Here is a 26,728-nt window from a genome sequence, read left to right as displayed (position 1 = left end):
CGGCACAGCGGCACAGCGACGCGGCGGCGTGCGCAGCTTCCTCGCTGGATCGCTACGTGCGCCAGCGGCCGAAGCGGCGACTGCTCGCCGCGGACGGTGCTTCATGCAAGCCGCGCCGACACGGCGTCATCGTGCCAACACCGCACCGACACCGCGCACTGAAACAATCAAGCAATCGCGCACGCGCGCCACAGCGTGCGCTTCTTCGGACTTACGGAAAGGCTCGCGGCTTGGGAATGCCCGCGCCGTGTTCGATATCGTCGACGGCTTGCTGATGGGCTGCGGCGACAGCTTCGGCTTCGTCGCCATAGCCGTTGTCGCCACCTACCGTCGTCCACGGTTTGACGGCTTTCTCGCGATGGCGGATTTCATACTCCGCGTCCCAGCGCGCGCCGTTGAGTTCGATTGGACGGACGTGAATCGAGTACACGCCATAGAGGAAGAGCTGTTCAGCCATGACCGCCTCCGGCCGGTTGGTTCAGGGTGGCGCAACGCGAACGCAAGCGAAAACGCGCAAGCGCGGCGTCGGTTTCTAACTAGAGTTCGATTTCCCCGAGGATGCGGTGAGCGAGCGCTTTGGCTTCCTCGAGCGCTTCCTCCGGCGTCGACGAAGTGGCTTCGACTTCGTAGACGGTGGTTTCCTGATCGGCGGTGGCGTCGCCTTCGTCGCGCAAGAGGGTGACCACGCCCTGCCAGGTGTCTTTTTCTATTTCTCTTATCGAGGCAGTGGCCGTGTAGATGCCTTTGGTGTAGGTGATGTCGTCCATGGCGTCTCTCCGTCTTCCAAAGGTTTCGGTTTTTTCATCCTAGCACGATGATGAAGGTTCGGTTCTCCGCCCTGGCGGCGCTCCACGCCGGTGACCATACGCGCCGCGCAAGGCAACGGAATTACAGCAGCGCGACGACTTCATCGAGCGACGGCGCGTGCGCGCCGGCATGGCGGCAAGCGGCCGCGCCGGCGGCCAGCGCGAACGCCAGGTGTTCCGGCCACGCCCGTTGCGGTGCGGTCATCAGGCTGAACAGCAGGCCGCCGATCGACGCGTCGCCCGCACCGACCGTGTCGATCACCTCGACGCGCGGCGGCCGCGCTTCGGTCACCATGGCGCCATCGATCAACACGGCGGTCTCCGGTCCGCGCGTCACCAGCACGGTGGCGGTGGGATTCATGGCCCGCAACTGCGCAAGTGCGCCGGCTTCGTCGTCGGTCTTGAAGATGAGGCGCAAGTCCTCGTCAGACACCTTGATCAGGTCCGCGAGCGCGGCCATTTTCCGCAACGTGGGTTCGTAGCCGTGCTCCATCAGATTCCGATAGTTCGGATCGAAACTGATCTTCACGCCCTGCGAACGCAATTCGGCCGCCAAAGTGGCGAGCGTGTTGCCGATGGGTTGGCGCACGAGGCTGATGCAGCCGAAGTGCGCCCACTTCACCTGGCCCATCCAGCCCGCCGGCAGGCGCGCCGGATCGAAGGCCAGATCAGCGCTGTTCTCGCCCATGAAGAAGTACGCGGGCGGATGCGTCTGATGCACGATCGCCAGCAAGGGCGGCTGCTCCACGCGCTGCATGAAGCGCATATCGAGCCCGGCGGCGACGCTCGCGTTCCACAACTCATCGGAGAAGTTATCGACGCCCAGCGAGCCGGCGCACGCGGTCGGCAGGCCGAGCCGCGCCACGCAGCGCGCCACGTTCCAGCCGGCGCCGCCAGGACGCGAGAGCCATTGGGAGGTGCCGGTGCGTACGAGATCGGTGAGGATGTCGCCGGCTGAGACGAAGAAGGGAAATTCGTGGTTCTCGCTCGGATTGCTCATTTTGTTTGCTCCGCGGATTCGGACGCAGCGGCCGCGCCGTCGGGCAGCGCGTGGGCCAGCACTTCATAGCACGCGCCCATGGTGTGATAGTCGGTCTTGCCGGCCGGACTTTTTTCGTCGCTGTACTTGCGGTTGTCGCACGTGAGGATGCGGTACCACGCGCCATACTTGTGATCGACGAAATGCGCCCAGCTATAGCGCCAGATCTCGTCGTACCAGTCCCAGAAGCGTTCGTTGCCGGTACGCTTGCCGAGCAGCGCCGCCGTCGCGAAGGTTTCCGCCTGGACCCAGAAATACTTGTCGTGGTCGCACACGGTGCCGTCGGGGCCGAAGCCGTAGTAGAGGCCGCCGTGGTCTTCGTCCCACGCGTGCGTCATGGCGGCGTCGAACAGTTCGATGGCGCGCGGCAGCAGCCACGGCAACGGACGGAAGCGCTCGAGAATCAGCAGCAGCTTCGCCCATTCTGTCTGGTGCCCCGGCTGGAAGCCCCACGGGCGGAAGATGTTCGAGCTGTCTTCCTCGTTGTAGTGCCAGTCGACCGACCAGTCCGCGTGAAAGTGCTCCCACACCAGACCCTGCGACAGCTTCGCCTGACGCAGCGTGATATTCGACGCCACCCGTTCCGCGCGATCCAGATAGACGAGATGGCCGGTCGCTTCATGCGCGGCGAGCAGCGCCTCGGTGGTGTGCATGTTCGCGTTCTGCCCGCGGTAAGAACTGACCCGCCAGTCGGGCGACGCTTCGTCGGCGTAAAGGCCCGCGGCGGCGTCCCAGAAGCGGTGTTCCATCAGCTCGAAGGTCGCGCCGATCATTGGCTTGGCTTCCTCGATGCCAGCCATCGCCGCATGCGAATAGGCGAGCAGGACGAAGGCGAGGCCGTAGCAGTGGCGCGTCGCATCGAGCGTGCGCTTCTTGCCGTCGTGCCATTCGAGCTCCCAGTCGTAGCCTTCGTGCTGGGCGTCCCAATGCGCCTCGCGCAGGAACCGCAAGCCGTGGCGCGCGTATTCGAGGTGCTGTGGGTCGCCGAACTGGCGATACGCCATCGCGTAGTTGAACACGTAGCGGCAACTGCTCACCAGATGCCGCGTGGTTTTGTCGTAGACCGAACCGTCGTCGCGGAAGAAATGGAAAAAGCCGCCGCTCGGGTCGAGCACGTTCGGCGCGTAAAAGCGCAGCGTGTCCTGCACATGCGCGAGCAGAAAGTCGCGTGTGCGGAAGCTCTCGACGGGCGGCGCCGCAGCGGCGCCGTTGGCGGGGTGAAGCGGATCGGATTGCGTCATGGCATTTTCACCAAAGTACTGGCACGGGCAATGAGATGGACGGGCAAACGGACTTCCAGTTCGGCGGGTGCGTCTTCGAGCAACAGCTCGACGCCGCGCCGGCCGAGCGCTTCCTTGTCGACCGAGATGGTCGACAGCGGCGGCGTGGCATGGGCAGCGGCGGGAATGTCGTCGAAACCGATGATGGCGATGTCCTCGGGCACGCGCAGTCCGCGCGCGAGGCACGCGCGCAGCGCGGCGAGCGCGGCGGCGTCGTTGTAGGCAAATACCGCGTCGGGGCGCGGACCCGGCGCGTCGAGCAACTGATGCATGGCGCGCGCGGCGCCGCTGTCCGGGTCGAGGCCGGCGTCGATCGTCACTTCCAGCGACGGGTCGAACAGCAAGCCCGCCTCGAAGAACGCGCGCCGGTAGCCGAGCGCGCGCTGCGCGATGCTGAAGTGCGCGAGCGAGCCGCCGATGAACGCGACGCGCTTGCGCCGCTGCTCGAACAGATGCCGCATGGCGAGCGTGGCGCCTGCGGCGTTGTCGAGATTCACCGAGCGCATGCCGGGCGCCCACAGGTCGATCAGCACGAGTGGACGCTGCATCGCCACCAGCGTGGTCAGCGTTTCCGGCTCGACGAAACCGGCAATCGCCACCGCGTCCGGCGCGTGCAGACGCATCTGCTGGGTCACGTCTTCGGTGGGGCCGGCGGTCAGCACGGACGGCACGATGCCGCGTTCTCGGCAGGCGTCTTCCACGCCGTGCAGCACATGCGAAAAGAAAGGACTGACGGCGAAATTGTTGTGCTGACGGTGCAGCAGGAACGTTAGACGGCGGATGCGTGGGCGCAACTGGGCGGCGTCATAGCCGAGCTTGCGTGCCGCTTCGACGACGCGCACGCGGGTGGCCTCGGAAAGGCCCGGCTGATTCTTCAATGCGCGTGAGACGGTGCCGATCGACACGCTGGCCGCGCGGGCCACGTCGCGGATGGTTGTAGCCATCGAATGAAGCGGACGCACGAGGGCGGCCGCACGGTGTTTGGGTTCGGGCGATTGTATAGTAAAACCACGCTAAACCCGCCCGAAAAACACTCGCTAGACACCGGGAAATACCCGTAGGCGTTGGAGTTGGCCCGGAATATGCTGTTTAGTAAAATTAGCTAAACAATGTCCGATACTGAGCTTGGACACCGCGCGTTCACTCCAGCGACAGGTGCGCGGCTTCGGCCTGTCCGCGCAGCAGGGCCACGCTTTCGTCGGCGTCGATCAGCACGAAACCGCTCGCCTCGTGCTTCGCGCGCCGCTTGGCCAGTGCCGCGACGGACGCGATTTCCTCGCTGCTATAGAGCGATGGGCCGTCGCCAGGTTCGACGCGCACGCAGCCGATCGCCATCGTCACGAAACCGAAGAAGGTCGGATTGCCGCGCCGGTCCTCACCGTGGATGCCGCCGGCGAGCCGATCGGTCGGCGCATAGAAGCGCTGCGCGCCTTCGTTGAACACGTGGATCGCGCGCAGCACGCGTTCGCGCCAGTCGTCGCTCTGGAACAGGATCAGGAAGTCGTCGCCGCCCACGTGGCCGAGAAAGTCGCGGGTCGGGTCGCACACATCGGCGAGGACGACGGCGGCGAATTTCAGAACCTCGTCACCTTGCCAGTAACCGTACTGATCGTTGAACGGCTTGAAGTGGTTCAGGTCGACGTAGCACGCGTAGAAACCGGCGTCGTTGCCGAGCAGGCGGGCAATGTGCGAACTGATCGGGATGTTGCCCGGCAGGAAGGTCAGCGGGTTCGCGTAGCGCGCCGCTTCGATGCGCACCTCGGTCACCGCGCGCACGAGCTTCTCGCCGGTGCCGAGGCCGGCGTATTTGCCGTTGTCGGTGATGACGAAGCCGTCGGCGAGATAGCGCTGATCGTCGCTCGCGAGGAGCTTGGCCATCTGCTCGACGGTCATCGATTTCTCGATGATCACTGGCGATGCGTTGGCAAACAGCAGGCAAGGGCGCTTGCCGAACAGCTCGCGGTGATACGGCAGCGCGTAGCGGTCCATGAAGCTGCGGCGGTTGATCAGCGCGACCGGCTCGTCCTGTTCGACCACCGCGACCGCGTGCAGATCGGGCAGACGGTTGAACAGTTCGAGCACGTCGTTGTTGGTCGCGTGGCGCGGCAACGCGGGCGCGTGCACCAGCATCTTCGCCGACGCCATGCCGCCCGAAGGCGACGCGCTGCTCACCGTGCGCGTGGTCTCGGGGAACACGGCGATGTGGCCGGCGCGCAGCGCATCGCGGGCGTCGTCGGTCACCTGGCGAGCCGGCTGCGCGTGCGGACGGCCGAAGAAAAAGCCCTGCCCACAGCCGATCCCCATGTCGCGCACCACGATCAGGTCCGCTTCGTTTTCGATGCCCTCTGCGACGAGCCGCGCGCCGCTCGCGCTGGCGAAGTGCTGCATCGCGCGCACGGCCTCGAACTTGAGCGGATCGCAAGCAATGTCGTGAATGAAGAAGCGGTCGATCTTCACGACGTCAGGTTGCAGCCGCACCCATAAGTTCATGCTGGCGTTCGCCGTGCCGTAGTCGTCGAGCGCGAATTGCGCGCCGGTCGTGCGCAGTGTCGAGATCACCGGCAGGAAACTGCCGACATCCAGAATCGTGCTTTGCTCGGTCAGCTCGATCACGATCCGTTGCGGATCGACGCCGCGATGACGCAGCAGCGCGAGTGTGTCGTCGCGCGCCTCGGCCAGTTGGCGCATCGCGCCCGCGCTGAAATTCAGGAACAGCTTGCCGTCGAAGTCGAGTTGCGCGAACGCTTCGATGCAAGTGCGCGCGGCGGCGCGTTCGAGCTCGATCGTGCAGCCCTCGTCGAGCGCTTGCGAAAACAGGGCGAACGGCGCTTCGAGCGGCGTGCCGGACGGGCCACGGATCAGACCTTCGTAGCCGAGAATCGCGCCGTCTTCGAAATCAATGATCGGCTGGAACACAGCGGACAGATCACGCCGGGCGATCAACTCCTCGATGCGCGGCGCGGCGGATCGGGAGGGCGAGCGAGGTTGCATGGCAGATAGGCGTAGCGATCGACCTTCGGCTTATCGGCCCGGGTTGCCTGGAGTTAAGTGAACTTTTAGTGAACCGTTGCACTGGGATGGTGCCTTTGTTTGTGTTCGGTCGAGCCATTCTGAAGGCCGGCTCCGCCTTGCCAGGAATTGGCCTATGTCATCCGGCCGAGGCGACAGCGGCGGCGTTTGCGCGTGAAATAACAAAAAAGCCGCGCGAGGCGGCTTTCTTCAAATGACGCTCAGGGAGGGCGCTTATGAATGTCCTGTTTGCATTGCGCGCGTATTCACCGGCGCGCGACGGCGGCGGTGGTCCGCTCGCGCGAGGCGGCGTGGGTCTCGCCGCTGATGTCGCGCGCGCCCCAGCGCTGCGCGAGCGCGGCGCACACCATCAACTGGATCTGGTGGAACAGCATCAGCGGCAAGACTACGGCGCCCACCGCATGCGAGGCGAAAATCACCTTGGCCATCGGCACGCCGGCGGCAAGGCTCTTCTTCGAACCGCAGAAGATGATGGTGATCTGGTCCGCACGGCTAAAGCCGAGCCGCTTGCTGACGAAAATCGTCACGGCGAGAGCCAGGGCGAGCAGCACGACGCACAGCAGCAGCAGGCCGCCGAGTGCGGAGAGCGGAATCTGATGCCACAGGCCTTCGTTGACGGCCTCGCTGAACGCGCCATACACCACCAGCAGGATCGACCCCTGGTCGACGAACTTGAGCACGCCGCGATTGCGCTCGATCCACTTGCCGATCAACGGGCGCAGCAACTGCCCGGCCACGAACGGCACCAGCAGTTGCAGCACGATGTTGCCTACCGTATGCCACGGCGACGCGCCGCCGCCGGCCGCCTGATTGGTGACGACGAGGCTGACGAGCGCGGGCGTGATGAAGATGCCGAGCAGGCTCGAGGCCGACGCGCTGCATACGGCAGCCGGCACGTTGCCCTTGGCAATGGACGTGAACGCGATCGACGACTGAACCGTAGACGGCAACGTGCAGAGGAAGAGGACCCCCGCATAGAGCGCCGGCGTGACAAGTGGCGAAAGGAGCGGTTTAAGCGCGAGGCCGAGCAGCGGAAAGAGCGCGAACGTGCTGAGCAGCACTACAAGATGCAGACGCCAGTGCGTCGCGCCCGCAATGATCGCTTCGCGTGAGAGCTTGGCGCCGTGCAGGAAAAACAGCAGGCCGACCGCCACGTTGGTCACCCAGTTGAACCCGACGGCGGCCTGCCCATGAACCGGCAGCAAGCTGGCAAGGGTCACGGTGCCGACGAGGCACAAGGTGAAGTTGTCGGGAAGCAGTTTCGGGCGAGCCATGTCGGAATCTCGATTCGGTAACGCGGAAAAGCGCGGGGACGCGCTAGTGAAGGCGCCGTCCCAGCCTATGGGAAAGAGCTATTGTTGTTGATTTTCGATTAAATATGCAAATTCATTTGAAGAATCGATTAATGAGGGCCATGCATCAAAGGGCCGGTTCCGGAAAATTCGGACAGCGCTCCGCCCGAAGTTTTCAGTATTGGCGACATGATCTGTTTGGTCCATGCAGTTTTGACAGTTGAGGTGGATATCCAGACGCGATTCGTCATACGCAAGGGGTCGTAAGCTGTCTCTCCAAGTCCTTGAAAGCAAGCGGTTTCAGGGCTTTCGCGCAAGGACTCTGTCGTAGAAAAACGTCGCAGTAACAAGGTGTTACATCCGCGTCCGAGGCCTAACACTTTTTGGCTCGACACCCTTTGCCGGCACCCATAAATTACGGTTCAAAGGCCGTCGGGATGCCCGGCGTCGCGATCTTGTCGCAGCGCTCGTGCCAGTCCCAAAACAAGTCCATCGCAGCTCGAACGGTGGGTTTCAGGCAAGTCTTCGGGCATGTGAGTCACTGGGTGGACGGGTTGTCGAGAACGAGGCACTGGGCGTTGGGCGCGGTCATCGCTGCGCTGTGCTCGTTCGCCTATGCGAAAGCACCAGGCATGCCGCACGGCAGTCGTGGCGGCTATGCGCATGCCGAAGCGAATCACGCCGTGCGCGGCGATGTGCATGACGGTGGCCGCTACTACGGCGCCGCCGCGGCAGCACCCGCACGCAATACGATGGCCGATGGCAACGCGCGTCTGCCGCGTGGCGGAGCGAATTTCGCGGGCGGAAATTACGCCGACGGGTTTGACGTCTACAAGCCGGGCGTGCGACGTGTCGCCGGACCGGCCGGATACGCCGGCGACGGCCGCGGAGGCATGCAGTACGCCGGCGCCATCACGCCGGTTAGTGCCGAATCGCGCACGGTGCCGCGGCCGCCGGCCAATGCGCCGGTTCGCGCCGGCTCGATTCGTGCCGACGTCGCCCGCTACAACGAGGAGCGCGGTTCATCGCGCGCCATGCAGCGCCAGTCGGACGATCCACGTCAGTCGGAAGGCTCGCCTTACCGGAACTAGGCGTTCGTGCTGCGTGCGCTGTGCGTTGCGTTTGTTGCGTGAGCAACCAGTGTTCGCCGGTTAGACCGCTTAGACAGCACACACACCCAGCTACTTCTTTCGCTGACTTCTCCATGCCGCTTCGACATTGTTCGAGTGCCGGCCATTCGCTTATCTGACTCCGCGTTCACGCGTGCATCATCCCGAACGGGGTACGCGGCATCACTGCCATTTCGTCCTCCCAAATTCTCATCGCTTCGCTCCGCCGGACCACCGCCCTCTGCCTTTCAAACCGCTTGACAGCGGCCTTCCGCCTTACCGCCGTCCGTAAAGGCCGCCGTCAATGTGACGTTTCGACACCACACTTTTTTGAAAACACTCGGCAGCAGACGCTCTCCCATCGTCAAATTTGGTCGTTTCTGCGGCGGTGCGTCATCCGCGTGTCATCTGAGGCGTTATCAACCCGTCGGCCGCAATGTGAGCAACGCTTTGCGCGGTGCGGCAAAACTTGCGGCGGCACGGCGAGAGCGCGGTCGGCCAAGGCTTTATCAGGCCGATAAGCGACAAAACTAATCAGACCGATATACCCGCAATAACCCACGATATTTTTGTTCATAAAAATGGTCCGCAAAGATGGTCCCGCCCAGATTGGCTCGATGATCGAACGGACAACAACAATGGTTCGCGCGAGCTCCCCCTTTCGCACAGCCACACCCCTTTTGACAAAGACAGGAGAACCCATGAAAACAAGCATCAGCAGTGCGCTGAAGACCACCCTCAAGGCAACCGCGTGTGCCGCTCTGCTGGCCAGTGCATCGTCTGCTTTTGCGCAATCGAGTGTGCAGCTCTACGGTCAGGTCGACGAATGGGTCGGCGCGCAGAAATTCCCGGGCGGCAAGACCGCGGTGCAGGTCTCGGGCGGCGGCATGTCGACTTCGTACTGGGGCTTGAAAGGGGCGGAGGATCTGGGCAACGGCTACAAGGCGATCTTCGCGCTCGAAGGGTTCTTCCTGGCGCAAAACGGCCAGTACGGCCGCTTCACGGGCGACACGATGTTTTCGCGTAACGCGTACGTCGGTATCGAGTCGCCCTACGGCACGGTGACGGCAGGCCGTCTGACGACGCCGCTGTTCGTGTCGACGATTCTGTTCAACCCGTTCGTCGACTCGTACCAGTTCTCGCCGATGGTCTGGCACACGTACCTTGGTCTCGGCACGTTCCCGACCTATTCGACGGACCAGGGCGTGACGGGCGACTCCGGCTGGAGCAACGCGGTGTCGTACTCGTCGCCGAACTTCAACGGCCTGAGCGCGACGGCCATGTACGCCCTCGGCAACACGACCGAAAACGGCGCGAAGAAGTGGAGCGGCCAGGTGCTGTACTTCCACGGCCCGTTCGCAGCAACGGCGGTGTATCAGTACGTGAATTTCAACAACGTGCCGAGCGACCTCGGCAGCTTCAGCACGTCGGGCGTGCCCGGCCTGAAGAGCCAGAGCGTCGCGCAACTCGGCGTGTCGTACGACCTGAAGTTCGTCAAGTTCTTCGGTCAGTACATGTACACGTACAACGATCAGCAAGTCACGAGCTGGCACGTGAACACGGCGCAAGGCGGCGCGACGGTGCCGTTCGGCCCGGGTTCGGTGATGGCTTCGTACGCCTACTCGCGCGACGGCGGCGGCTTCGACCAAACCCGTCAGACGGCTGCGCTCGGCTACGACTATCCGCTGTCCAAGCGCACGGACATCTACGCAGCCTACATGTACGACCACATCTCCAACATGTCGAGCGGCAACACCTACGGCGTCGGCCTGCGCGCCAAGTTCTAAGCGCCCCGGCCGCGCCGCGCGACGCCTGCCTGCGGACTTCGCGCGACGGCCGCATCAGCTTGATCTCCAAGCCCGCCATCTTCGGAAGGCGGGTTTTTTTGCTTGTGCGCCTCCGTACTCGTCGCTCGGAAAAACGTTTTGCCGACCAGTCTTTGATAAACCCGGCAAAATGACGCCGATTGATTCCTGAAGCGAGCGATTGAGATGGATACCCTCGTCAGCATGAAAGTGTTCCGCCACGTGGTCGAAGTCGGCAGCTTTGTCGGCGCGGCCGAACGGATGGAGATGTCGGCGGCCATGGCGAGCAAGCACGTAATGCACCTCGAACAGCAACTCGGCGCGCGTCTCTTGAACCGCACCACGCGGCGGGTTGCGCCGACCGAGGCGGGCCGTGAGTACTATGAGCGTCTGAGCCAGGTGCTCACCGAACTCGAGGAGGCCGAGCAGGTGGTCGGCGCGGCGAGCGTCGTGCCGCAGGGGCGCTTGCGGGTGTCGTCGCTGTCGGCGTTCGGCTTGAGTCACGTGATGGCCGCGGTGGCGGATTACGCCGCGCAGTATCCGCAAGTCACCGTCGATATGACCTTGTCGGACCGCGTGGTCGAACTGATCGACGAGGGTTTCGATGTCGCGATCCGCGCGTCGCCGAGCGGGCTGAAGTCTTCTTCATTGATCGCGCGGCAGATCGCGACCGCGCACCTCGTGCTGTGCGCGTCGCCGGCCTATTTGAAGCGGCATGGCACGCCGAAGTCCGTCGCCGATCTGGCGCGCCACAACTATCTCCAATATGCGGGCGTGTCGGCGCTCGAAATCGCGCCTGCGACCGGCGATGCCTCGCCACGCGTGCGCCTGACGGGCAATCTGATCGTCAATCATCTGGAAGCGCAGCGCGTGATCGTGCTGCAAGGCGCGGGCATCGCGATGCTCGGCACCGAAGTGATCGGCGACGATCTGGCCGCGGGGCGCCTCGTGCCGCTGCTCGTGGACGACGTGCCGCCGCGCGAACTGCCTATTCACGTGGTCTACGCGAGCCGCCGCCATCTGTCGGCCAAGGTGCGCTCGTTTGTCGACTTTCTTGCCGAGCGGTTCGCGAACGAGTCGCTATGGCCATCGCTCGAACAGATCAAGGCGTTGGCGGTGCGCTAGGCCGCCTTGGCCACCGAAGCACTCCGACCCGTTTCGCTATACTGGTTGCCAGCACCCATACGCGAACGATCTGGGGGAGACATGACCGATCTGTCCACGCCGCAGCGCGCCGGCAGCCACAAGCTGCCCGCGGGCCGGCGCCTGCGCTTTGTCACGGCGGCTGCCTTGTTCGACGGCCACGATGCGTCGATCAACATCATGCGGCGCATTCTGCAGGCGAGCGGTGTCGAGGTGATCCACCTCGGCCACAACCGCTCCGTCGATGAAGTCGCCACCGCCGCGCTGCACGAGGACGCCGACGGCGTCGCCGTGTCCAGCTACCAGGGCGGCCACAACGAATACTTCCGCTATCTCGTCGACTTGCTGCGGACGCGCGGCGGCGAGCGCATCAAGGTGTTCGGCGGCGGCGGCGGGGTGATCGTCCCTGAGGAAATCGCGGAACTCGAACGTTATGGCGTCGAGAAGATCTATTCGCCACAGGACGGTCAGCGGCTCGGGCTGCAAGGCATGATCGACGATATGATCGCGCGCTGCGCCGAAGGTGCGCGCGCGGCTGAGGCGGCCGGGCAGAGTCCGGTTGGCGAGTGGGCGGACGAGCTTTCGAAGCGTGGGTTGCCGCGGTTTGATTCGCGCGGCGATGCTGGCGGCGACGAGCTCGCGGACGCCGTTCGCAATCCGTCCAGCAAAGCGAGCCACGTGAGCCACGCGGCGCGCGCAGATCATATGGCCAACACGGCCAGCACGGCCAGCACGGCATCCCTCACCTTTCGCCGCCTCGCGCAACTCATCAGCGCATTCGAAGCAGGCGCCATCGACTCATCCGCACGCGAAAAACTGTCCACCCAGGCAAAAGCAACCGCAACCCCCGTCCTAGGCATCACCGGAACCGGCGGCGCCGGCAAATCCTCGCTCACCGACGAACTGATCCGCCGCTTTCGCCTCGACTACGGCGACGCCCTCACCATCGCCGTGCTCGCCATCGACCCGTCGCGCCGCAAGTCCGGCGGCGCGCTGCTGGGCGACCGCATCCGCATGAACGCCATCGGCGACTGGGGCGGCGGCGCGCGCGTGTACATGCGTTCGATGGCGACGCGCGAGGCATCGAGCGAAATCTCCGATTCGCTGCCCGACGCCCTGATGTTGTGCAAGGCGGCGGCCTTCGATCTGATCGTCGTCGAAACGTCCGGCATCGGCCAGGGCAATGCGGCGATCGTGCCGTTCGTCGACGAATCGCTGTATGTCATGACGCCGGAATTCGGCGCGGCGAGCCAGTTGGAGAAGATCGACATGCTCGACTTCGCCGGCTTCGTCGCGATCAACAAGTTCGACCGCAAAGGCGCGCCGGATGCGTTGCGCGACGTCGCCAAGCAAGTGCAGCGCAATCGCGGCGACTTCGCGAAGTCGCCTGAAGCAATGCCGGTGTTCGGCACCATCGCGTCGCGCTTTAACGACGACGGCGTAACCGCGCTGTATCGGCACGTCGCCGAGGCGCTGCGCAGGCACGGCTTGCGCTCCGGCGGCGACCGGCTGGCCGCGCCGGAAGGTCTGCGCTTTTCGAGCGGCCGTAACGCCATCGTGCCGCCGGCGCGGGTGCGCTATCTGGCGGATATCGCGCAGACGGTCCACGCTTATCGCGAGCGAGCCGACGCGCAAGCGCGCGTGGCGCGCGAGCGCTGGCAACTTGTCGAGGCGCGTCGAATGCTCGGGGAGGCGGGCGCGGCCGCACGTGCAGTTGCAGTTGCAAGCTCAGGTTCCGCCACGACTGCAAACGCCGGTTCAGGCACAAACGCGACTGCGAACCCAGCCTCAACCGCAAACCCTGAAACGACCACGCCCGCCGCTACCGCCAACCAAACTCTCTTGCAACTTGACACCCTCATCACCCAACGCACCGCCTCCCTCGGCGAACGTGAGCGCGCCCTGCTCGACACCTGGCCGCAAACCGTCGCCGCGTACTCGGGCGCCGAACACATCGTCCGCATCCGCGACCGCGAGATCCGCACCGCGCTCACCGTCACGACGCTATCCGGCTCCGAGGTCCGCAAAGTCTCCTTGCCGAAGTTCGTCGATCACGGCGAGATTCTGCGCTGGCTGATGCTCGACAATCTGCCCGGCTACTTTCCCTTCACCGCGGGCGTGTTCCCGTTCCGCCGCGAAAACGAAGACCCGACGCGGATGTTCGCCGGCGAAGGCGATCCGCAACGCACCAACCGCCGCTTCAAGCTGCTCTCAGAAGGCATGCCGGCCAAGCGTCTATCGACCGCCTTTGATTCGGTCACGCTCTACGGCGAAGAACCGGACGAGCGCCCCGACATCTACGGCAAGGTGGGCAATTCGGGCGTCTCGGTGGCGACGCTCGACGACATGAAGACGCTCTACGACGGCTTCGACCTCTGCGCGCCGGAAACCTCGGTCTCGATGACGATCAACGGGCCCGCGCCGACCATCCTCGCGATGTTCTTCAACGTTGCGATCGATCAGCAGATCGCGCGCATGACGCAGCAACAAGGCCGCGCGCTCACGGACGACGAACTCGCCGCGACGCGCCGCGCGGCGCTGGAAAACGTGCGCGGCACAGTGCAAGCCGACATCCTCAAGGAAGACCAAGGCCAGAACACCTGCATCTTCTCGACCGAATTCAGCCTGAAGGTGATGGGCGATATTCAGGCGTACTTCGTCGAGCACGGCGTGCGCAATTTCTATTCGGTGTCGATCTCCGGCTATCACATCGCCGAAGCCGGCGCGAACCCGATTTCGCAACTTGCGTACACGCTCGCGAACGGCTTCACCTATGTCGAGGCCTATCTCGCCCGCGGCATGTCGATCGACGACTTCGCGCCGAATCTGTCGTTCTTCTTTTCGAACGGCATGGACCCGGAGTACACGGTGCTGGGCCGCGTCGCGCGACGCATCTGGGCGGTTGCCATGTGCGAGCGCTACGGCGCGAACGAACGCAGCCAGAAGCTCAAGTATCACGTGCAGACTTCGGGCCGCAGCCTGCACGCGCAGGAGATCGACTTCAACGATATCCGCACCACGTTGCAGGCGCTGATCGCGATCTACGACAACTGCAACTCGCTGCACACGAATGCCTTCGACGAAGCGATCACCACGCCCACCGAGGATTCGGTGCGCCGCGCGGTGGCAATCCAGTTGATCATCAACCGCGAATGGGGGCTCGCGAAGAATCAGAATCCGAATCAGGGCAGCTTCGTGATCGAGGAACTGACCGATCTGGTGGAAGAGGCGGTGCTCGCCGAATTCGACCGGCTGACCGAGCGCGGCGGCGTGCTCGGCGCGATGGAAACCGGCTATCAGCGCGGGCGCATTCAGGACGAGTCAATGCTGTACGAGCATCGCAAGCATGACGGTTCGTATCCGATCGTCGGCGTGAATACGTTTTTGAGCGCGCATCCGCACGAGGCGCCGCAGCCGATCGCGCTAGCCCGTTCCACCGACGACGAAAAACAGAGCCAGTTGCAACGTCTGCGTACTTTCCAGGCACAGCATCGCGACCCGGCGCCCGCCGCGCTCGAACGTCTGAAGCGCGCGGTGATCGACGATGAAAACGTATTCGCGGTGCTAATGGACGTCGTGCGTGTCTGCTCGCTCGGGCAGATCACGCACGCGTTGTTTGAAGTGGGCGGGCAGTACCGACGCAATATGTAAGTCCGGCTGCGCAGCAATCGCTGGGGCCCGGCCTGGGGCCGGGCCCCAGCGCAAGACCGTCCTGGTCAAGCGCCTCAGATCAAGTACCCCGAATCAAGCGCCCAACATCAGGCGCCTCCGCCGACGCGCTACAAGCAAACGCGCAGCGCGCAACCCCGACCGAGTCACGCCGGGGTGAACAACCTTAGCGCGCAATCCCCAGCCGCGCTTTCGCGTCGTCATATTCCTTCGTCAAACGCTGCACCAATTCGCCCACACTCGGCACGTCGTCCATCAGGCCGACGCCCTGGCCTGCGCCCCAGATGTCTTTCCACGCCTTCGCCTTGTCGCTGCCGAAGTTCATCGCGCTCTTGTCCGATTCCGGCAGCGCGTCCGGGTCCAGCCCCGCGTTCAAGATACTTTCGCGCATGTAGTTGCCATGCACGCCGGTGAACAGGTTCGTGTAGATGATGTCCGACGCCGTGGAATTGACGATCGCCTGCTTGTAGCTGTCGACCGCGTGGGCTTCTTTGGTCGCGATGAAACGCGTGCCCATGTAGGCGAGGTCCGCGCCCATGGCTTGCGCCGCGAGAATCGAGCCGCCGTTGGCGATCGAGCCCGACAGCACGATCGGGCCGTCGAACATGCGCCGCACTTCGCCGACCAGCGCGAACGGCGAGGTCGTGCCGGCATGGCCGCCCGCGCCGGACGCCACCAGGATCAGACCGTCGACGCCTGCTTCCAGCGCCTTCTGCGCGTGGCGCAGATTGATCACGTCGTGCAGCACGATGCCGCCGTAGCTATGCACGGCATCGACGATTTCCCGCGCCGGTGCCCGCAGGCTCGTGATGAAAATCGGCACCTTGTGTTCGACGCACACGCGCACGTCGTGTTCGAGCCGCGTATTCGACTGATGGACGATCTGGTTGACGGCGATCGGCCCGATGACCGCATCGGGGTTGGCCGCCTTGTGCTCGGCGAGCTGCGCCTGAATCTGCGTGAGCCATTCATCGAGCAGCTCGGCCGGGCGAGCGTTCAGCGCGGGGAACGAGCCGACGATCCCAGCCTTACATTGGGCTAACACAAGTTCCGGGTAGCTGACGATGAACATCGGCGAAGCGACGACGGGCAGCGCAAGTTTTTGCAGGACGGCGGGCAATGCCATAGTGCGAGTCTCCTGATTTAAGCGGACCGGTGCGTCGTTGTGCGCCCGGCGATGGCTGAGTTTAGCGGCACATGGCTTGCGGCGCTTTTGCCAGCCGCAGCCATCCAGAAATTTAAGAACGGTCGTTCGATTATAGGCGAAAAGGCGGCGCACGCGTTCAATTGGGTCGTTTAGAACAGTTGGAAGGAGTGTTCAGGTTCTATGCTTGCGTGGGCTATCCCACCTCGCGTGGACACATTGGGCTTCTACAATGCAGGGACTCCAAAATCACGAGAGAGACGCCATGGCCTTCGAGAATTTCACGCCCTTTCGCGTCGCCGTGGGCGATGTCGATATTTTCGGAGTGAAGGGCGGGGCGGGGCCGCCTCTTCTGCTGCTGCACGGTCATCCGCAGTCGCATCTGATCTGGCAAAAGTGCGCCGCGCAACTGGCCCAGCATTTCACGGTGATCGCCACTGATCTGCGTGGCTACGGCGCATCGGGCAAGCCGCCGAGCGACGCCGCGCACAAGCCGTATTCCAAGCGCGTGATGGCGGCCGATCAGGTCGCCGTGATGCGCCATTTCGGCTTCGAACGTTTTCTCGTGTGCGCGCACGATCGCGGCGCGCGCGTCGCGCATCGCATGGCGCTCGATCATGCGGACGCCGTCGAGCGTCTGATGCTGCTCGACATCGCGCCGACGCTCGCGATGTACGAGGCCACCGACCGCACTTTTGCGACGCTCTACTTCCACTGGTTCTTCCTGATCCAACCGGAGCCGCTGCCCGAAACGCTGATCGGCGCAAACCCGGCGGCCTATGTCGATGCGGTGATGGGCAGCCGTCACGCGGGTTTGGCGCCGTTCGAACCCGCCGCGCTCGACGCCTATCGCTCGGCCCTCGCGCAACCGGGCGCGGTGCACGCGATGTGCGAGGACTACCGCGCGTCGGCGAGCATCGACCTGGAACACGATCGCGCCGACATTGAGCGCGGTCACAAGATTGGCTGTCCGCTGCGCGTGCTGTGGGGCGACAAGGGCGTGATCGAGAAGTGCTTCGACGCGCTCGCGGAATGGCGTCACGTGGCGCGTGACGTGAGTGGCCGAGCGCTGTCTTGCGGCCACTACATACCTGAAGAAGCGTCGGACGAACTGGTCGCCGAAATGCTGTCTTTCTTCGAAGCGATCGAACAGTAAGCCTTTCTGTCCGCTCCGCTTCGCTCATACGCGAAGCCGCGCCCGCGCCTCGTTCAACCGAGCGGCGGCAAGCGGCGCGCGACCGGCGTCGACTTGACGATCGCGGTGCTGGTCTCCGCGCGCTCGGTGACCTTGGACAGAATCTCGTCGAGCTGCTCGATCGAATGGAGATACAGGCGGCAGATGAAGCAATCGTCGCCCGTCACCTTGTCGCATTCGACGAACTCCGGAATCCGCCGGATCACCTCTTCCACCAGATGCAACTGGCCGGGCAACGGCTTCACACGCACGATGGCCTGCAGCGTATAGCCGAGCGCGCGCGGATCGATCTGCACCGTGAAGCGCTCGATCACGCCTTGCGCTTCGAGCCTGCGCACGCGCTCCGCCGTGCTCGGCGCAGACAGGCCGACCTGACGCGCCAGTTCGCTGACCGGCTGACGGGCGTCTTCCGCGAGCGCGGCGAGCAGCGCCCGGTCGGTGTCGTCGAGCGGGGTGGATACTAAAGGAGTAAGGCGTTTGCTCATGACAGCCTTCGATTGTTAGGCTACGTCGCGGGAACACTTAAGTTTAGCCATGTATTCGGACCATCGGATTAATTACACTGCTCGTCATGCAGGAATCAATTTGAGGATCGAATCATGGCGTCAACTGAAATCCGCCGCGGGGCCGCGGAAATGACTATGGCGATGCTGATGTCCGGCACCATCGGCTGGCTGGTGGTGTCGTCGCAGCAAAGTCCGTTCAATGTCGTGTTCTTCCGCTGCATTTTCGGCGGCGCGACGCTGGCGCTCGTGTGCGCCGTGCTGGGGCTGTTCCGGCGCCAGCTCTTCTCGTGGAAGATGTTCGGCCTCGCGCTGCTGGGCGGCGCGGCGATCGTCATCAACTGGGTGTTGCTGTTCGCTGCGTATTCGCGCGCGTCGATCTCGATGGCGACGGCCGTCTACAACACGCAGCCGTTCATGCTGGTGGCGCTCGGCGCGTTGGTGTTCCGCGAGCGCATCAGCGCGTCGACGGTGGCCTGGCTGGTGGTCGCGTTCATCGGTCTCGTGTTCGTCGTGAAGGTCGAGCCGGCGGTGTTGGCGGTGCCGGGGCAATATCTGGTCGGCGTCGCGTACGCGGTAGGCGCGGCGGCGATGTACGCCGTGTCGTCGATCATTACGAAGCGGCTCAAGGGCACGCCGCCGCATCTGATCGCGTTGATCCAGGTGTCGCTCGGCGTGCTGATGCTCGCGCCGTTTGTGCGCTTCGATGCGTTGCCCACAACCAGCGTGCAGTGGCTCGAGCTGATCGTGCTCGGCATCGTCAATACCGGCCTCATGTACGTGCTGCTGTACGGCGCGATCCAGAAGCTGCCGACTTCGATGACGGGCGCGCTCTCGTTCATCTATCCGGTGGTGGCGATCATCGTCGATCGGGTTGCGTTCGGGCAAACGCTCGCGTGGATTCAGGTGCTCGGCGCAGTGCTGATTCTGGTGGCGGCGGCCGGCGTCAATCTCGGCTGGCGGATCGTGCCGCAAAAGCGCCTATCGTCGACCTGACGGGCGTTGCGCCGTTGCGATGAATCACAATGCTACGGATTCCCGAGTAACCGAATGCGCTGATTGTTCATATCCACGGACTAATGATTCTAAAGATACGCGACTGCGGGGCCTGGTAACGTGACGTGTATGCGGCTTTAAAAGCGAGCGTCAAACTTCTGTAGGGAAATCACCGATGCGGTCAAAAAACAGGCACGCGTATCATGCGTCTTGACGCTGATCACGTCCGACAGAATTTCCGCCGCTCGCCTGTAAGGGTCGAGCGGCTTTCTTTTTGTAGCGACGGTTTCTCGTGTGCCTGTGTTAGCGGCGGCGCGTCAGGCAGCGCGCGCGACGATCCGCGCTCCATCCACCTCCAGCGGTCCGTTCTTGCCCGCCAACTCATCGACGATCCCTTTCACCAGCGCGGGCCACTCGCCGCGCGGCTTGAGCATCGACGCGGCGGCGCGCATCACACTGGCGTCGTCGAGCATGTGCAGTAAGGTGTCGAAGCCCATTGCACGGACTTCGAGCAGCTTGAACACGATCAGCACCTTCAGCGCATTCTTTGCATTGCGTGCCGGATCGGCGCGCAGCCACGCAACACGCGAAAACGCGCGTTCAAGCGCCTGTTCGACATTCATGAAGGGTGCGCCATGGCCGGGGATCACGAGGCGCACGTCGAGCTTCGCAATGGCTTCCAGCACGGCTTGCTCCTCGGCGAAACCGCTTTCGCCTTCCAATTCGGGAAAGATGACGCCGAAGCCGTTTTCCCACAGTGCGTCCGCGCTGATCAGGATGCGCTCCTCCGCGCAGTAGAGCATTAGCGAATGCGGATCGTGGCCAGGCGCGCCGAGCACATCCCAATCGAGCGCGCCGAGCCGCAACTGTGCGCCGGGCGCAATCGTTCCGGTGAAGGTGAAGCGCTCGCAGCGCTGGCCGGTGGCGCGAAACGTGAGGCGCGCTTCGTCCCAATCCTGCACAGCGCCGGCTTCCGAGGCCGGAATGACGGTACGGCACGGCCACGTCGCCTGCAGGAGTGCGTTGCCGCCGCAATGGTCCGAATGCAGATGCGTGTTGACGATGAGATCGAGCGGCCGCGCGCCGAGTGCTTGCCGCACGAGGGCGAGCGTTTGCGGCGCGTGCGTGGCATAGCCGGTATCGACAAGCGCGGCGCAGGTGTCGTCCACCAGCAGCACGTTGTTCGACGAGAGCCAGCCGCGTTCGAAAACCCGGATCGATTCCGGTAGCGTGATCATGATGGGTCGCGCGCGGCGTTTGTATTCGCGGACGCTTCCGGTTTCGCCATCACGAGAATCGTCGACGAACCGACCAGCATGGTCTCGCCACGCTGATTCACGACCGAACCTTCCAGATGCGTCAGATCGCCGTTGAGGCTCGGCTTCCAGTAAGCGTCCTTCACGCGCCAGGTGATCGTGAGCGTGTCGTTCGCATGGACGGCTTTCTTCAGCTTGATATCGAACTCGAGACCGAGCGGTTGCGCGTAGGACGAATAATGCGTCGCGAGCAGCGCCATGAAATGCGCGGTCGGTTGCGTGCCGGATGCGATCAGGCCGCCGAAGCGGCTTTGCGCGGCATACGCTTCGTCGTGATGCAGCGGGTTGTAGTCGTTGACGAGCGCAGCGAACGATTTCACCGACTCCGCGGATAGCTCCAGCGTCGAACTGAACGTTTCGCCAACCGTGACGACGCGCGGCGCGGCGTTCATCGCTGCACCTTCGTTTGGCTCGCGACGAGCTCCGCGTGGCGCGCCTCGATCGCATCCCAGACCGCGCGCTTCGCGTCGTCGTCGAACAGGGACCAGCCGGCGATTTCGTCGATGGTGCGCAGGCATCCTTCGCACCAGCCGGTCGACGCGTCCATCCTGCACACGTTGATGCAAGGCGACGGCACGGCGTGGTGGTCTTCGTTATCGAGGCCTGCTGTCATCATCGTCATCGCGTCACGCCGTCTCGCGCAGCGCCACGTCGATCACTGGCGCGCCGGTGAGCGCGATCAGTTCCTGCGCCGTCAGATTGAACACCGCATGCGGGTGACCCGCGGCGGCCCACAGACTGTCGAGCTCGAGCAGATCCGCGTCGATCAGCGTGACCGGCTCGGTCGCATGACCGATCGGACAGACGCCGCCGATCGCATAACCGGTTTTTTCGCGGACGAACTTCGCGTCCGCCCGGCCGATGTCGCCGACCTGCGCGGCGACTTTCTTTTCGTCGACGCGATTCGCGCCGCTCGCGATCACCAATACCGGCGCGTCGTCTTCACGGCGGCGAAACAGGATCGACTTGGCGATCTGCGCGACCGAGCAGCCGAGACCCGCGGCGGCTTCGGCGGAGGTCTTGCCGGTTTCCGGCAGCATTACGATTCGACCCGCGTGACCGCGTTCGCGCAACAGCAGCGCGACGCGGCGCGCCGAGTCGGGCAATTCGGTGAGATCGTCGGATTCGAGAGAAGCGTGGTCCGTCATCGTTTCAGGTCCTGATTGATTGCGTGAGTGTTGGGCGGTCGCATTGCGCCAGCATCAAACGCAGTTGGCCGCTTCGCTTCGCGCTTTGGCGAGCAGCGCTTTACCGGCGCGCGAGACATTCGGCTTACCGATCGACGTCGAGATGAAATCGCCGATCGCCACGACTTGCGCGAGGTCGATGCCGGTCTCGATGCCGAGGCCGTTCATCAGATACAACACGTCTTCGGTCGCGACGTTGCCAGTCGCGCCCTTCGCATACGGACAGCCGCCGAGGCCCGCCACCGACGCGTGATAAATCTCGATGCCTTCCTGCAACGCCGCGTAGATGTTGGCGAGCGCCTGACCATAGGTGTCGTGGAAGTGGCCGGATAGACGCTCGCGCGGAAATACCTGCGTGACCGCCTCGAACACTTCACGCGTGCGCTTCGGCGTGCCGACGCCGATCGTATCGGCGATATCGATCTCGTCGCAGCCGAGCGCCGCGAAACGCTGCACCACATCCACTACCGACGCGACCGGCACTTCGCCCTGATACGGACAGCCCAACGCGCACGACACGCTGCCGCGAATCCGCAGGCCGTTTTCCTTCGCTGCCTGTGCGACGGGCGCGAACCGGTCGATACTTTCCGCAATGCTGCAGTTGATGTTCTTCTGCGAAAACGCTTCGCTGGCGGCGCCGAAAATCACGATCTCGTCGGCACGCGCGGCGAGCGCGCCCTCGAAGCCGCGCAGATTCGGCGTCAGCACCGAGTAGATCGTGCCGGGGCGGCGTTCGATGCCGGCCATCACGTCGGCGCCGTCGGCCATCTGCGGCACCCATTTCGGCGACACGAACGAAGCGGCCTCGACATTACGGAAGCCCGCCGCCGACAAACGGTTGATCAACTCGATCTTGGTCGCGGTGGATACGAAATCTTTTTCGTTCTGCAGTCCGTCACGCGGACCGACTTCGACGATTTTCACTTGCTGGGGTAGGGCCATGATGTGTCTCCTGCCGCGCGTGGCGGCGCTCCTTCAATGGGATTCGATAGGTTCAGTATCCGCGTTCGATATTCACCACGCCGCTGACCGTGTCACCGCGCACGAGCGCGGTGATCTTCTGCGCGACCTGGGCGACGCTTTCTTCGCGCAACGTCAGCGCGGACACGTGCGGCGTGATTGTGATGCGCGGCTCCTGCCAGAACAGATGATCCGGTGGCAACGGTTCTTCGCGGAACACGTCGAGCGTGGCGGCGGTGAGCTGCCCGCTTGCGAGCGCGTCGAGCAAATCCTGTTCGACCAGATGCCCGCCGCGCGCCACGTTGATCAGATATGCGCCTTGCGCGAGCTTTGCGAAGGTGCGCGCGTTCAGCACGTCGCCCGTATCCGGAGTATGCGGCAGCAAATTGACCAGCACTTTCACGCCGTCGAGAAACGCGTCGAGTTGCGCTTCGCCGGCGAACGTCGTGATGCCGTCGATCTGCCGCGGGCTGCGGCTGTAGCCGCGCACCGGCATGCCGAACGGCGCGAGCGCTCGTGCGACATGCGCGCCGAGCACGCCGAGTCCCAGCACGCCGACCGTGAAGGTGTCACGCGGATGCGGTTCGAGCACTTCCCAACGGCGCTCGTTTTGCAGCGTCTGATACTCGTCGAAACGGCGCAGGTAGCGCAGCACCGCGTGCGTCACATACTCGGCCATTTGCGGCGCCATGCCGGTGTCCTCCAGCCGGATCAACTGCGCGTTGCGCGGCAACGTGCCGGGCTGTTCGTGTTCGAGCGCGAGGATCGCGTCGACGCCCGCGCCGAGATTGAAGATCGCGCGCAGATCGTCGCGGCCGGCCAGCATCTCGCGCGGCGGACGCCATACGACCGCGAAGTCGGCCGGCGCGCTGTCGCCCGGTTGCCATTCACGCAGATCGGCGTCCGGCAATGCGCGGGCGAAGTCGTGCAGCCACGCGGCGGCGTCGGCATGCGGCATGTAGAAGAGGATTTTCATACGGTCCGGAAGGTGCCTGCGAGATCGGGTCTGGAGACGAAGAAGCCACGGCATGACCGGCGCGACGATTGCGGCGTTGCGGACGACGCTTGCGGCATGAGGCCTCCTCCTTTTATGGATAGGCTTCATTCTACTTTTTCGACGCGAATCGCGCGCGTTTGCGCACGGGCGTGCGGTTCGGTGGTGAGTTTTCCGCCGCGTGGCCCATATCTGGCGGCGCATTTGCCCGCGCGTTTGTCCGATAAACAAAGCACAAAAACTTGGTTCGCCCGCGCGGCGCCCGGCGGGACAATCATTACCCGGATTCCCGCAGCGAGGCACACACATGCTTTCATGCACCAAATCGACATGGCCGCCGCGGCTCGTCACCGTACCCGGTCTGCACGGCAGCGAGGGCGCGCACTGGCAGACCTGGCTGGAGCGGCAGTTCGCGCGCTCGCTACGCGTCGAGCAAGCCGACTGGGACGCGCCGGACCTCGCGTCGTGGTCGAAATCGCTGCGCGATCTGCTGGCGCGCGAGCGCGGGCCGTTCGTGCTGGCCGCACATAGCTTCGGCTGCCTTGCGACTGCGTACGCATTGCAGCAGGCCTCCTATGCGAACGACGTGGTGGGCGTGCTGTTCGTGGCGCCTGCGAGTCCGCAGAAATTCGCCTTCGCGGGACCGTTCGACGCGCGGCGTCTCGGTGTGCCCTCGATTCTGATCGGCAGTGAAACCGATCCGTGGATGCCGCTCGCCGGTTCGCGCGATCTCGCGCAGCGCTTCGGCAGCGCGTTCGTCAATCTCGGGGACGCGGGGCATATCAACACTGCAGCCGGTTTCGGTCCGTGGCCGCGCGCCAAGTATTTCGTCGATACGCTGGTGCATTGCGCGGCGCCGCTGCGGTTTCGCGAGGAGTCGTTCGAGGCCGTACAGCATGCGTTCGTGTGAGTGATTGGGCCGCGGCGTTCGCGCATCGAGTGACGCGCGAACGGGCCACTGGCCGAGTAAGCGATCCGTTAGAATCCCGCTTCACGCTGCACGTTCGTGCGGCCACTGGTTTTCATCATCGATAGGCGGGGACAAGATGGCAGGCAAGACGGGGACATCGCGCTGGCTGGCAGTCGGCATGACGGCAATCACGCTCGCGCTGGCGGGCATGTCGACGGCGCACGCGGATACATCGCTGCTCAACGTGTCGTACGACGTAACGCGCGAACTGTACAAGGACATCAACGCCGGCTTCATCGCCGCGTACAAGCAGAAGAGCGGTGAGAACGTGTCGATCCGCCAGTCACATGGCGCGTCGAGCGCGCAAGCGCTGTCGGTGCTGCAAGGCCTGCAGGCCGACGTGGTGACGATGAACCAGCCGAACGACATCGACCTGCTCGCCGAGAAAGGCCAACTGGTGCCGGCCAACTGGCGCGCTCGTCTGCCGGACGACAGCGCGCCGTACACCACGACGATGGTGTTCCTGGTACGCAAGGGCAATCCGAAGCACATCAAGGACTGGGACGATCTCGCCAAGCCGGGCGTGCAGGTAATCATCGCGAATCCGAAGACATCGGGCAACGGACGCTACGCGTATCTGGCCGCCTGGGGTTATCGCAAGCAGCACGGCGGCACCGATGCGCAGGCGCTCGACTTCGAAAAAGAAATCTTCAGGAACGTGCCGGTGCTGGATACGGGCGGCCGCGGCGCGACGACCACGTTCACGCAACGCGGTATCGGCGACGTGCTGGTGACATTCGAAAACGAAGTAGCGCTGATGGACACGGGCGTGGGCGGGGGCAATTTCGAGGCGGTGTATCCGTCGGTGAGTCTGCTGGCCGCGCCGCCGGTTTCCATCGTCGACAAGGTGGTCGACAAGCGCGGCACGCGCAAGGAAGCGCAGGCGTATCTCGACTATCTGTGGTCGCCGGCCGCGCAGGACATCATCGCGCAGCATCATCTGCGTCCGCGTGACAAGACCGTGCTGGCGAAGCATGCGGCGGAGTTCAAGCCGATCAAGACGTTCACGGTGGAAGAGATGTTCGGTAGCTGGCAGAAAGCGCAGCAAACGCATTTCTCGGATGGCGGGACGTTTGATCAGATCATCGTCGACAAGAAGTAAATTTTCGGCTTTGTAAGTAAGTAAAAAAGGCTGCCTCGAAAAAACGAGGCAGCCTTTTTTATTGCGCGTGCTCTATCTCACGCGGTGCATGCGTTCAGTTCGGCGCAGCATGTTTATCACAGCCATGCTCGCAGCCGCTTTGATCGAGCGGCATCTGTTGCGCGGCCTCGGCGCGAATGCCGAGACGTTCGAGCAGCTTGCGGTCGGCTTCTGCTTGCGGGTTGCTGGTGGTCAGCAACTGGTCGCCGTAGAAAATCGAATTCGCGCCGGCGAGGAAGCACAATGCCTGCAACGCTTCGTCCATCTGCTCGCGGCCCGCCGATAGACGCACCATCGCGCGCGGCATGGTGATGCGTGCAATCGCGATCGTGCGCACGAATTCGAACGGGTCGATCGCTTCGGTGCCGGTCAGCGGCGTGCCTTCCACCTGCACCAGATTGTTGATGGGCACCGATTCCGGATACGGCTCCATGTTCGCCAGTTGCGCGATCAGGCCGGCGCGCTCACGACGCGATTCACCCAGGCCGACAATCCCGCCGCAGCACACATTGATGCCCGCATCGCGCACGCGTTCGAGCGTGTCGAGGCGGTCCTGATACGTGCGTGTGGAAATGATCTGCCCGTAGAACTCTGGCGACGTATCGAGGTTGTGGTTGTAATAGTCGAGGCCCGCTTCGCGCAGTCCTTGCGCCTGATGTGTTTCGAGCATGCCGAGCGTTACGCAGGTTTCCAGCCCCATGGCCTTGACGCCGCGAATCATGTCCTTGATCGGTTCGAGGTGACGGTCTTTCGGATTACGCCACGCGGCACCCATGCAGAATCGCGTCGCGCCGTTTTCCTTGGCGACTTTCGCTGCGGCGAGCACTTCGTCGACCGGCATCAGCTTGTCGGCTTGCAGGCCCGTGTCGTGATGCACTGACTGCGGACAGTACGCGCAATCCTCTTCGCAGCCGCCGGTCTTGATCGACAGCAGCGTCGACAGTTGCACGGTGTTCGCATCGAAATGCTCGCGATGGGTTTGTTGTGCCTTGAACATCAGGTCGTTGAACGGCAGTTCGTACAACGCGACGATGTCGGCGACGCGCCAGCGCGCGACCTGTTTCGTTGCGGCAGCGTTGGCATTGTTGTTTGCCGCAGCCGTGTCGGCAGCCGTGGGAGCGATGTTCAGTTGCGTCATGTCGTCAATCC

Annotated in this window: 25 protein-coding genes; 8 read left to right on the top strand and 17 right to left on the bottom strand. The window is 63.8% G+C overall.

Going from position 1 to position 26,728, the window contains the following annotated elements:
- Positions 1–211 precede the first annotated feature (211 nt).
- The 7 genes from PQR32_RS05790 to PQR32_RS05760 form a co-directional block, all read right to left on the bottom strand.
- Positions 212–457: a hypothetical protein gene (locus PQR32_RS05790; protein WP_408223147.1), complete on the bottom strand. Its 246-nt coding sequence runs from the start codon at positions 455–457 to the stop codon at positions 212–214.
- A 79-nt stretch (positions 458–536) separates the two neighbouring features.
- Positions 537–767: a hypothetical protein gene (locus PQR32_RS05785; protein ID WP_408223145.1), complete on the bottom strand. Its 231-nt coding sequence runs from the start codon at positions 765–767 to the stop codon at positions 537–539.
- 121 nt (positions 768–888) lie between these two features.
- Complete coding sequence (locus tag PQR32_RS05780; protein ID WP_408223143.1) at positions 889–1,806, bottom strand: carbohydrate kinase family protein; 918 nt, start codon at positions 1,804–1,806, stop codon at positions 889–891.
- Positions 1,803–3,086, bottom strand: coding sequence for an AGE family epimerase/isomerase (locus tag PQR32_RS05775; protein WP_408223141.1), 1,284 nt, complete (start codon positions 3,084–3,086; stop codon positions 1,803–1,805). Before PQR32_RS05775 ends, PQR32_RS05780 begins: the two co-directional genes overlap by 4 nt.
- A complete protein-coding gene (locus PQR32_RS05770; protein ID WP_408223139.1) occupies positions 3,083–4,069 on the bottom strand; it encodes a LacI family DNA-binding transcriptional regulator in 987 nt (328 codons plus the stop codon). The genes PQR32_RS05775 and PQR32_RS05770 overlap by 4 nt, the downstream gene beginning before the upstream one ends.
- 196 nt (positions 4,070–4,265) lie before the next feature.
- On the bottom strand, positions 4,266–6,116 hold the full coding sequence (locus tag PQR32_RS05765) for an EAL domain-containing protein (RefSeq protein ID WP_408223137.1): 1,851 nt from the start codon (positions 6,114–6,116) through the stop codon (positions 4,266–4,268).
- Positions 6,117–6,400: 284 nt separating this feature from the next.
- Complete coding sequence (locus PQR32_RS05760; protein WP_408223135.1) at positions 6,401–7,429, bottom strand: bile acid:sodium symporter family protein; 1,029 nt, start codon at positions 7,427–7,429, stop codon at positions 6,401–6,403.
- A 524-nt stretch (positions 7,430–7,953) separates the two neighbouring features.
- Here PQR32_RS05760 and PQR32_RS05755 point away from each other — a divergent pair.
- Positions 7,954–8,538: a hypothetical protein gene (locus PQR32_RS05755; RefSeq protein ID WP_408223133.1), complete on the top strand. Its 585-nt coding sequence runs from the start codon at positions 7,954–7,956 to the stop codon at positions 8,536–8,538.
- Positions 8,539–8,920: 382 nt separating this feature from the next.
- Here the strand turns inward: PQR32_RS05755 and PQR32_RS05750 are convergent, their stop codons facing one another.
- Entirely contained in the window at positions 8,921–9,133 is a 213-nt protein-coding gene (locus tag PQR32_RS05750; protein WP_408223131.1) for a hypothetical protein, read from the bottom strand.
- Between the two features lie 124 nt (positions 9,134–9,257).
- Between PQR32_RS05750 and PQR32_RS05745 the strand changes: the two genes are divergently transcribed.
- The 3 genes from PQR32_RS05745 to PQR32_RS05735 all read left to right on the top strand — a co-directional run bounded on the left by PQR32_RS05745 (position 9,258) and on the right by PQR32_RS05735 (position 15,155).
- Positions 9,258–10,343, top strand: a complete 1,086-nt coding sequence (locus PQR32_RS05745) for a porin (RefSeq protein ID WP_408223129.1) — start codon at positions 9,258–9,260, stop codon at positions 10,341–10,343.
- A 204-nt stretch (positions 10,344–10,547) separates the two neighbouring features.
- Positions 10,548–11,486: a LysR family transcriptional regulator gene (locus PQR32_RS05740; protein ID WP_408223127.1), complete on the top strand. Its 939-nt coding sequence runs from the start codon at positions 10,548–10,550 to the stop codon at positions 11,484–11,486.
- Between the two features lie 81 nt (positions 11,487–11,567).
- Positions 11,568–15,155 carry a methylmalonyl-CoA mutase family protein gene (locus PQR32_RS05735; RefSeq protein ID WP_408223125.1) on the top strand — a complete coding sequence of 1,196 codons (3,588 nt, stop codon included), beginning with the start codon at positions 11,568–11,570 and terminating at the stop codon, positions 15,153–15,155.
- A gap of 184 nt (positions 15,156–15,339) precedes the next feature.
- Here PQR32_RS05735 and PQR32_RS05730 read toward each other — a convergent pair whose 3' ends face one another.
- A complete protein-coding gene (locus PQR32_RS05730; protein WP_408223123.1) occupies positions 15,340–16,299 on the bottom strand; it encodes an NAD(P)H-dependent flavin oxidoreductase in 960 nt (319 codons plus the stop codon).
- Between the two features lie 283 nt (positions 16,300–16,582).
- Here PQR32_RS05730 and PQR32_RS05725 point away from each other — a divergent pair, with 283 nt between their 5' ends.
- Complete coding sequence (locus tag PQR32_RS05725) at positions 16,583–17,473, top strand: alpha/beta fold hydrolase (RefSeq protein WP_408223121.1); 891 nt, start codon at positions 16,583–16,585, stop codon at positions 17,471–17,473.
- Positions 17,474–17,526: 53 nt separating this feature from the next.
- Here the strand turns inward: PQR32_RS05725 and PQR32_RS05720 are convergent, their stop codons facing one another.
- The gene (locus PQR32_RS05720) at positions 17,527–17,997 is read right to left on the bottom strand and encodes an Lrp/AsnC family transcriptional regulator (protein ID WP_408223119.1); all 471 of its coding nucleotides are present in this window, start codon (positions 17,995–17,997) and stop codon (positions 17,527–17,529) included.
- A 114-nt stretch (positions 17,998–18,111) separates the two neighbouring features.
- Here PQR32_RS05720 and PQR32_RS05715 point away from each other — a divergent pair, with 114 nt between their 5' ends.
- Positions 18,112–19,011 (top strand): DMT family transporter, encoded by a 900-nt coding sequence (locus tag PQR32_RS05715; protein ID WP_408223117.1) that lies wholly within the window; start codon positions 18,112–18,114, stop codon positions 19,009–19,011.
- 317 nt (positions 19,012–19,328) lie between these two features.
- On the opposite strand, the gene PQR32_RS05710 is transcribed toward PQR32_RS05715, so the two are convergent.
- The 6 genes from PQR32_RS05710 to PQR32_RS05685 are packed head-to-tail and all read right to left on the bottom strand — an operon-like array spanning position 19,329 to position 23,450.
- Entirely contained in the window at positions 19,329–20,249 is a 921-nt protein-coding gene (locus PQR32_RS05710; RefSeq protein ID WP_408223115.1) for an MBL fold metallo-hydrolase, read from the bottom strand.
- Entirely contained in the window at positions 20,246–20,719 is a 474-nt protein-coding gene (locus PQR32_RS05705) for a MaoC family dehydratase (RefSeq protein WP_408223113.1), read from the bottom strand. Before PQR32_RS05705 ends, PQR32_RS05710 begins: the two co-directional genes overlap by 4 nt.
- Positions 20,716–20,940 (bottom strand): DUF1289 domain-containing protein, encoded by a 225-nt coding sequence (locus PQR32_RS05700; protein ID WP_408223466.1) that lies wholly within the window; start codon positions 20,938–20,940, stop codon positions 20,716–20,718. Before PQR32_RS05700 ends, PQR32_RS05705 begins: the two co-directional genes overlap by 4 nt.
- A 13-nt stretch (positions 20,941–20,953) precedes the next feature.
- Positions 20,954–21,475: a YbaK/EbsC family protein gene (locus PQR32_RS05695; protein WP_408223111.1), complete on the bottom strand. Its 522-nt coding sequence runs from the start codon at positions 21,473–21,475 to the stop codon at positions 20,954–20,956.
- A 54-nt stretch (positions 21,476–21,529) separates the two neighbouring features.
- Entirely contained in the window at positions 21,530–22,456 is a 927-nt protein-coding gene (locus PQR32_RS05690) for a hydroxymethylglutaryl-CoA lyase (protein WP_408223109.1), read from the bottom strand.
- Between the two features lie 52 nt (positions 22,457–22,508).
- Positions 22,509–23,450 carry a 2-hydroxyacid dehydrogenase gene (locus PQR32_RS05685; protein ID WP_408223107.1) on the bottom strand — a complete coding sequence of 314 codons (942 nt, stop codon included), beginning with the start codon at positions 23,448–23,450 and terminating at the stop codon, positions 22,509–22,511.
- Positions 23,451–23,775: 325 nt separating this feature from the next.
- Here PQR32_RS05685 and PQR32_RS05680 point away from each other — a divergent pair, with 325 nt between their 5' ends.
- Together PQR32_RS05680 and PQR32_RS05675 are read left to right on the top strand one after the other, a co-directional pair.
- Positions 23,776–24,378, top strand: coding sequence for an RBBP9/YdeN family alpha/beta hydrolase (locus tag PQR32_RS05680; RefSeq protein ID WP_408223105.1), 603 nt, complete (start codon positions 23,776–23,778; stop codon positions 24,376–24,378).
- Positions 24,379–24,514: 136 nt separating this feature from the next.
- Entirely contained in the window at positions 24,515–25,540 is a 1,026-nt protein-coding gene (locus PQR32_RS05675; RefSeq protein WP_408223103.1) for a sulfate ABC transporter substrate-binding protein, read from the top strand.
- A gap of 94 nt (positions 25,541–25,634) precedes the next feature.
- On the opposite strand, the gene bioB is transcribed toward PQR32_RS05675, so the two are convergent.
- A complete protein-coding gene (gene bioB / locus PQR32_RS05670; protein WP_408223101.1) occupies positions 25,635–26,717 on the bottom strand; it encodes a biotin synthase BioB in 1,083 nt (360 codons plus the stop codon).
- Between the last annotated feature and the right edge of the window lie 11 nt (positions 26,718–26,728).

This window comes from Paraburkholderia dipogonis (assembly GCF_046027395.1).
Classification (GTDB): domain Bacteria; phylum Pseudomonadota; class Gammaproteobacteria; order Burkholderiales; family Burkholderiaceae; genus Paraburkholderia; species Paraburkholderia dipogonis_A.
Note: the sequence above shows the minus strand (reverse complement) of the source record. Positions and strands in the feature narration are given on the sequence as shown.

Bases quoted from the DNA above. Each gene is read 5' to 3' on its own strand.
- PQR32_RS05785 (WP_408223145.1), bottom strand. From the start codon at position 767: ATGGACGACATCACCTACACCAAAGGCATCTACACGGCCACTGCCTCG.
- PQR32_RS05715 (WP_408223117.1), top strand. From the start codon at position 18,112: ATGGCGTCAACTGAAATCCGCCGCGGGGCCGCGGAAATGACTATGGCG.
- PQR32_RS05675 (WP_408223103.1), top strand. From the start codon at position 24,515: ATGGCAGGCAAGACGGGGACATCGCGCTGGCTGGCAGTCGGCATGACG.
- PQR32_RS05765 (WP_408223137.1), bottom strand. From the start codon at position 6,116: ATGCAACCTCGCTCGCCCTCCCGATCCGCCGCGCCGCGCATCGAGGAG.
- PQR32_RS05695 (WP_408223111.1), bottom strand. From the start codon at position 21,475: ATGACGGACCACGCTTCTCTCGAATCCGACGATCTCACCGAATTGCCC.
- PQR32_RS05720 (WP_408223119.1), bottom strand. From the start codon at position 17,997: ATGAGCAAACGCCTTACTCCTTTAGTATCCACCCCGCTCGACGACACC.
- PQR32_RS05690 (WP_408223109.1), bottom strand. From the start codon at position 22,456: ATGGCCCTACCCCAGCAAGTGAAAATCGTCGAAGTCGGTCCGCGTGAC.
- PQR32_RS05725 (WP_408223121.1), top strand. From the start codon at position 16,583: ATGGCCTTCGAGAATTTCACGCCCTTTCGCGTCGCCGTGGGCGATGTC.
- PQR32_RS05680 (WP_408223105.1), top strand. From the start codon at position 23,776: ATGCTTTCATGCACCAAATCGACATGGCCGCCGCGGCTCGTCACCGTA.
- PQR32_RS05745 (WP_408223129.1), top strand. From the start codon at position 9,258: ATGAAAACAAGCATCAGCAGTGCGCTGAAGACCACCCTCAAGGCAACC.
- PQR32_RS05735 (WP_408223125.1), top strand. From the start codon at position 11,568: ATGACCGATCTGTCCACGCCGCAGCGCGCCGGCAGCCACAAGCTGCCC.
- PQR32_RS05780 (WP_408223143.1), bottom strand. From the start codon at position 1,806: ATGAGCAATCCGAGCGAGAACCACGAATTTCCCTTCTTCGTCTCAGCC.
- PQR32_RS05790 (WP_408223147.1), bottom strand. From the start codon at position 457: ATGGCTGAACAGCTCTTCCTCTATGGCGTGTACTCGATTCACGTCCGT.
- bioB (WP_408223101.1), bottom strand. From the start codon at position 26,717: ATGACGCAACTGAACATCGCTCCCACGGCTGCCGACACGGCTGCGGCA.
- PQR32_RS05710 (WP_408223115.1), bottom strand. From the start codon at position 20,249: ATGATCACGCTACCGGAATCGATCCGGGTTTTCGAACGCGGCTGGCTC.
- PQR32_RS05760 (WP_408223135.1), bottom strand. From the start codon at position 7,429: ATGGCTCGCCCGAAACTGCTTCCCGACAACTTCACCTTGTGCCTCGTC.
- PQR32_RS05750 (WP_408223131.1), bottom strand. From the start codon at position 9,133: ATGAACAAAAATATCGTGGGTTATTGCGGGTATATCGGTCTGATTAGT.
- PQR32_RS05685 (WP_408223107.1), bottom strand. From the start codon at position 23,450: ATGAAAATCCTCTTCTACATGCCGCATGCCGACGCCGCCGCGTGGCTG.
- PQR32_RS05730 (WP_408223123.1), bottom strand. From the start codon at position 16,299: ATGGCATTGCCCGCCGTCCTGCAAAAACTTGCGCTGCCCGTCGTCGCT.
- PQR32_RS05705 (WP_408223113.1), bottom strand. From the start codon at position 20,719: ATGAACGCCGCGCCGCGCGTCGTCACGGTTGGCGAAACGTTCAGTTCG.
- PQR32_RS05740 (WP_408223127.1), top strand. From the start codon at position 10,548: ATGGATACCCTCGTCAGCATGAAAGTGTTCCGCCACGTGGTCGAAGTC.
- PQR32_RS05775 (WP_408223141.1), bottom strand. From the start codon at position 3,086: ATGACGCAATCCGATCCGCTTCACCCCGCCAACGGCGCCGCTGCGGCG.
- PQR32_RS05770 (WP_408223139.1), bottom strand. From the start codon at position 4,069: ATGGCTACAACCATCCGCGACGTGGCCCGCGCGGCCAGCGTGTCGATC.
- PQR32_RS05700 (WP_408223466.1), bottom strand. From the start codon at position 20,940: ATGACAGCAGGCCTCGATAACGAAGACCACCACGCCGTGCCGTCGCCT.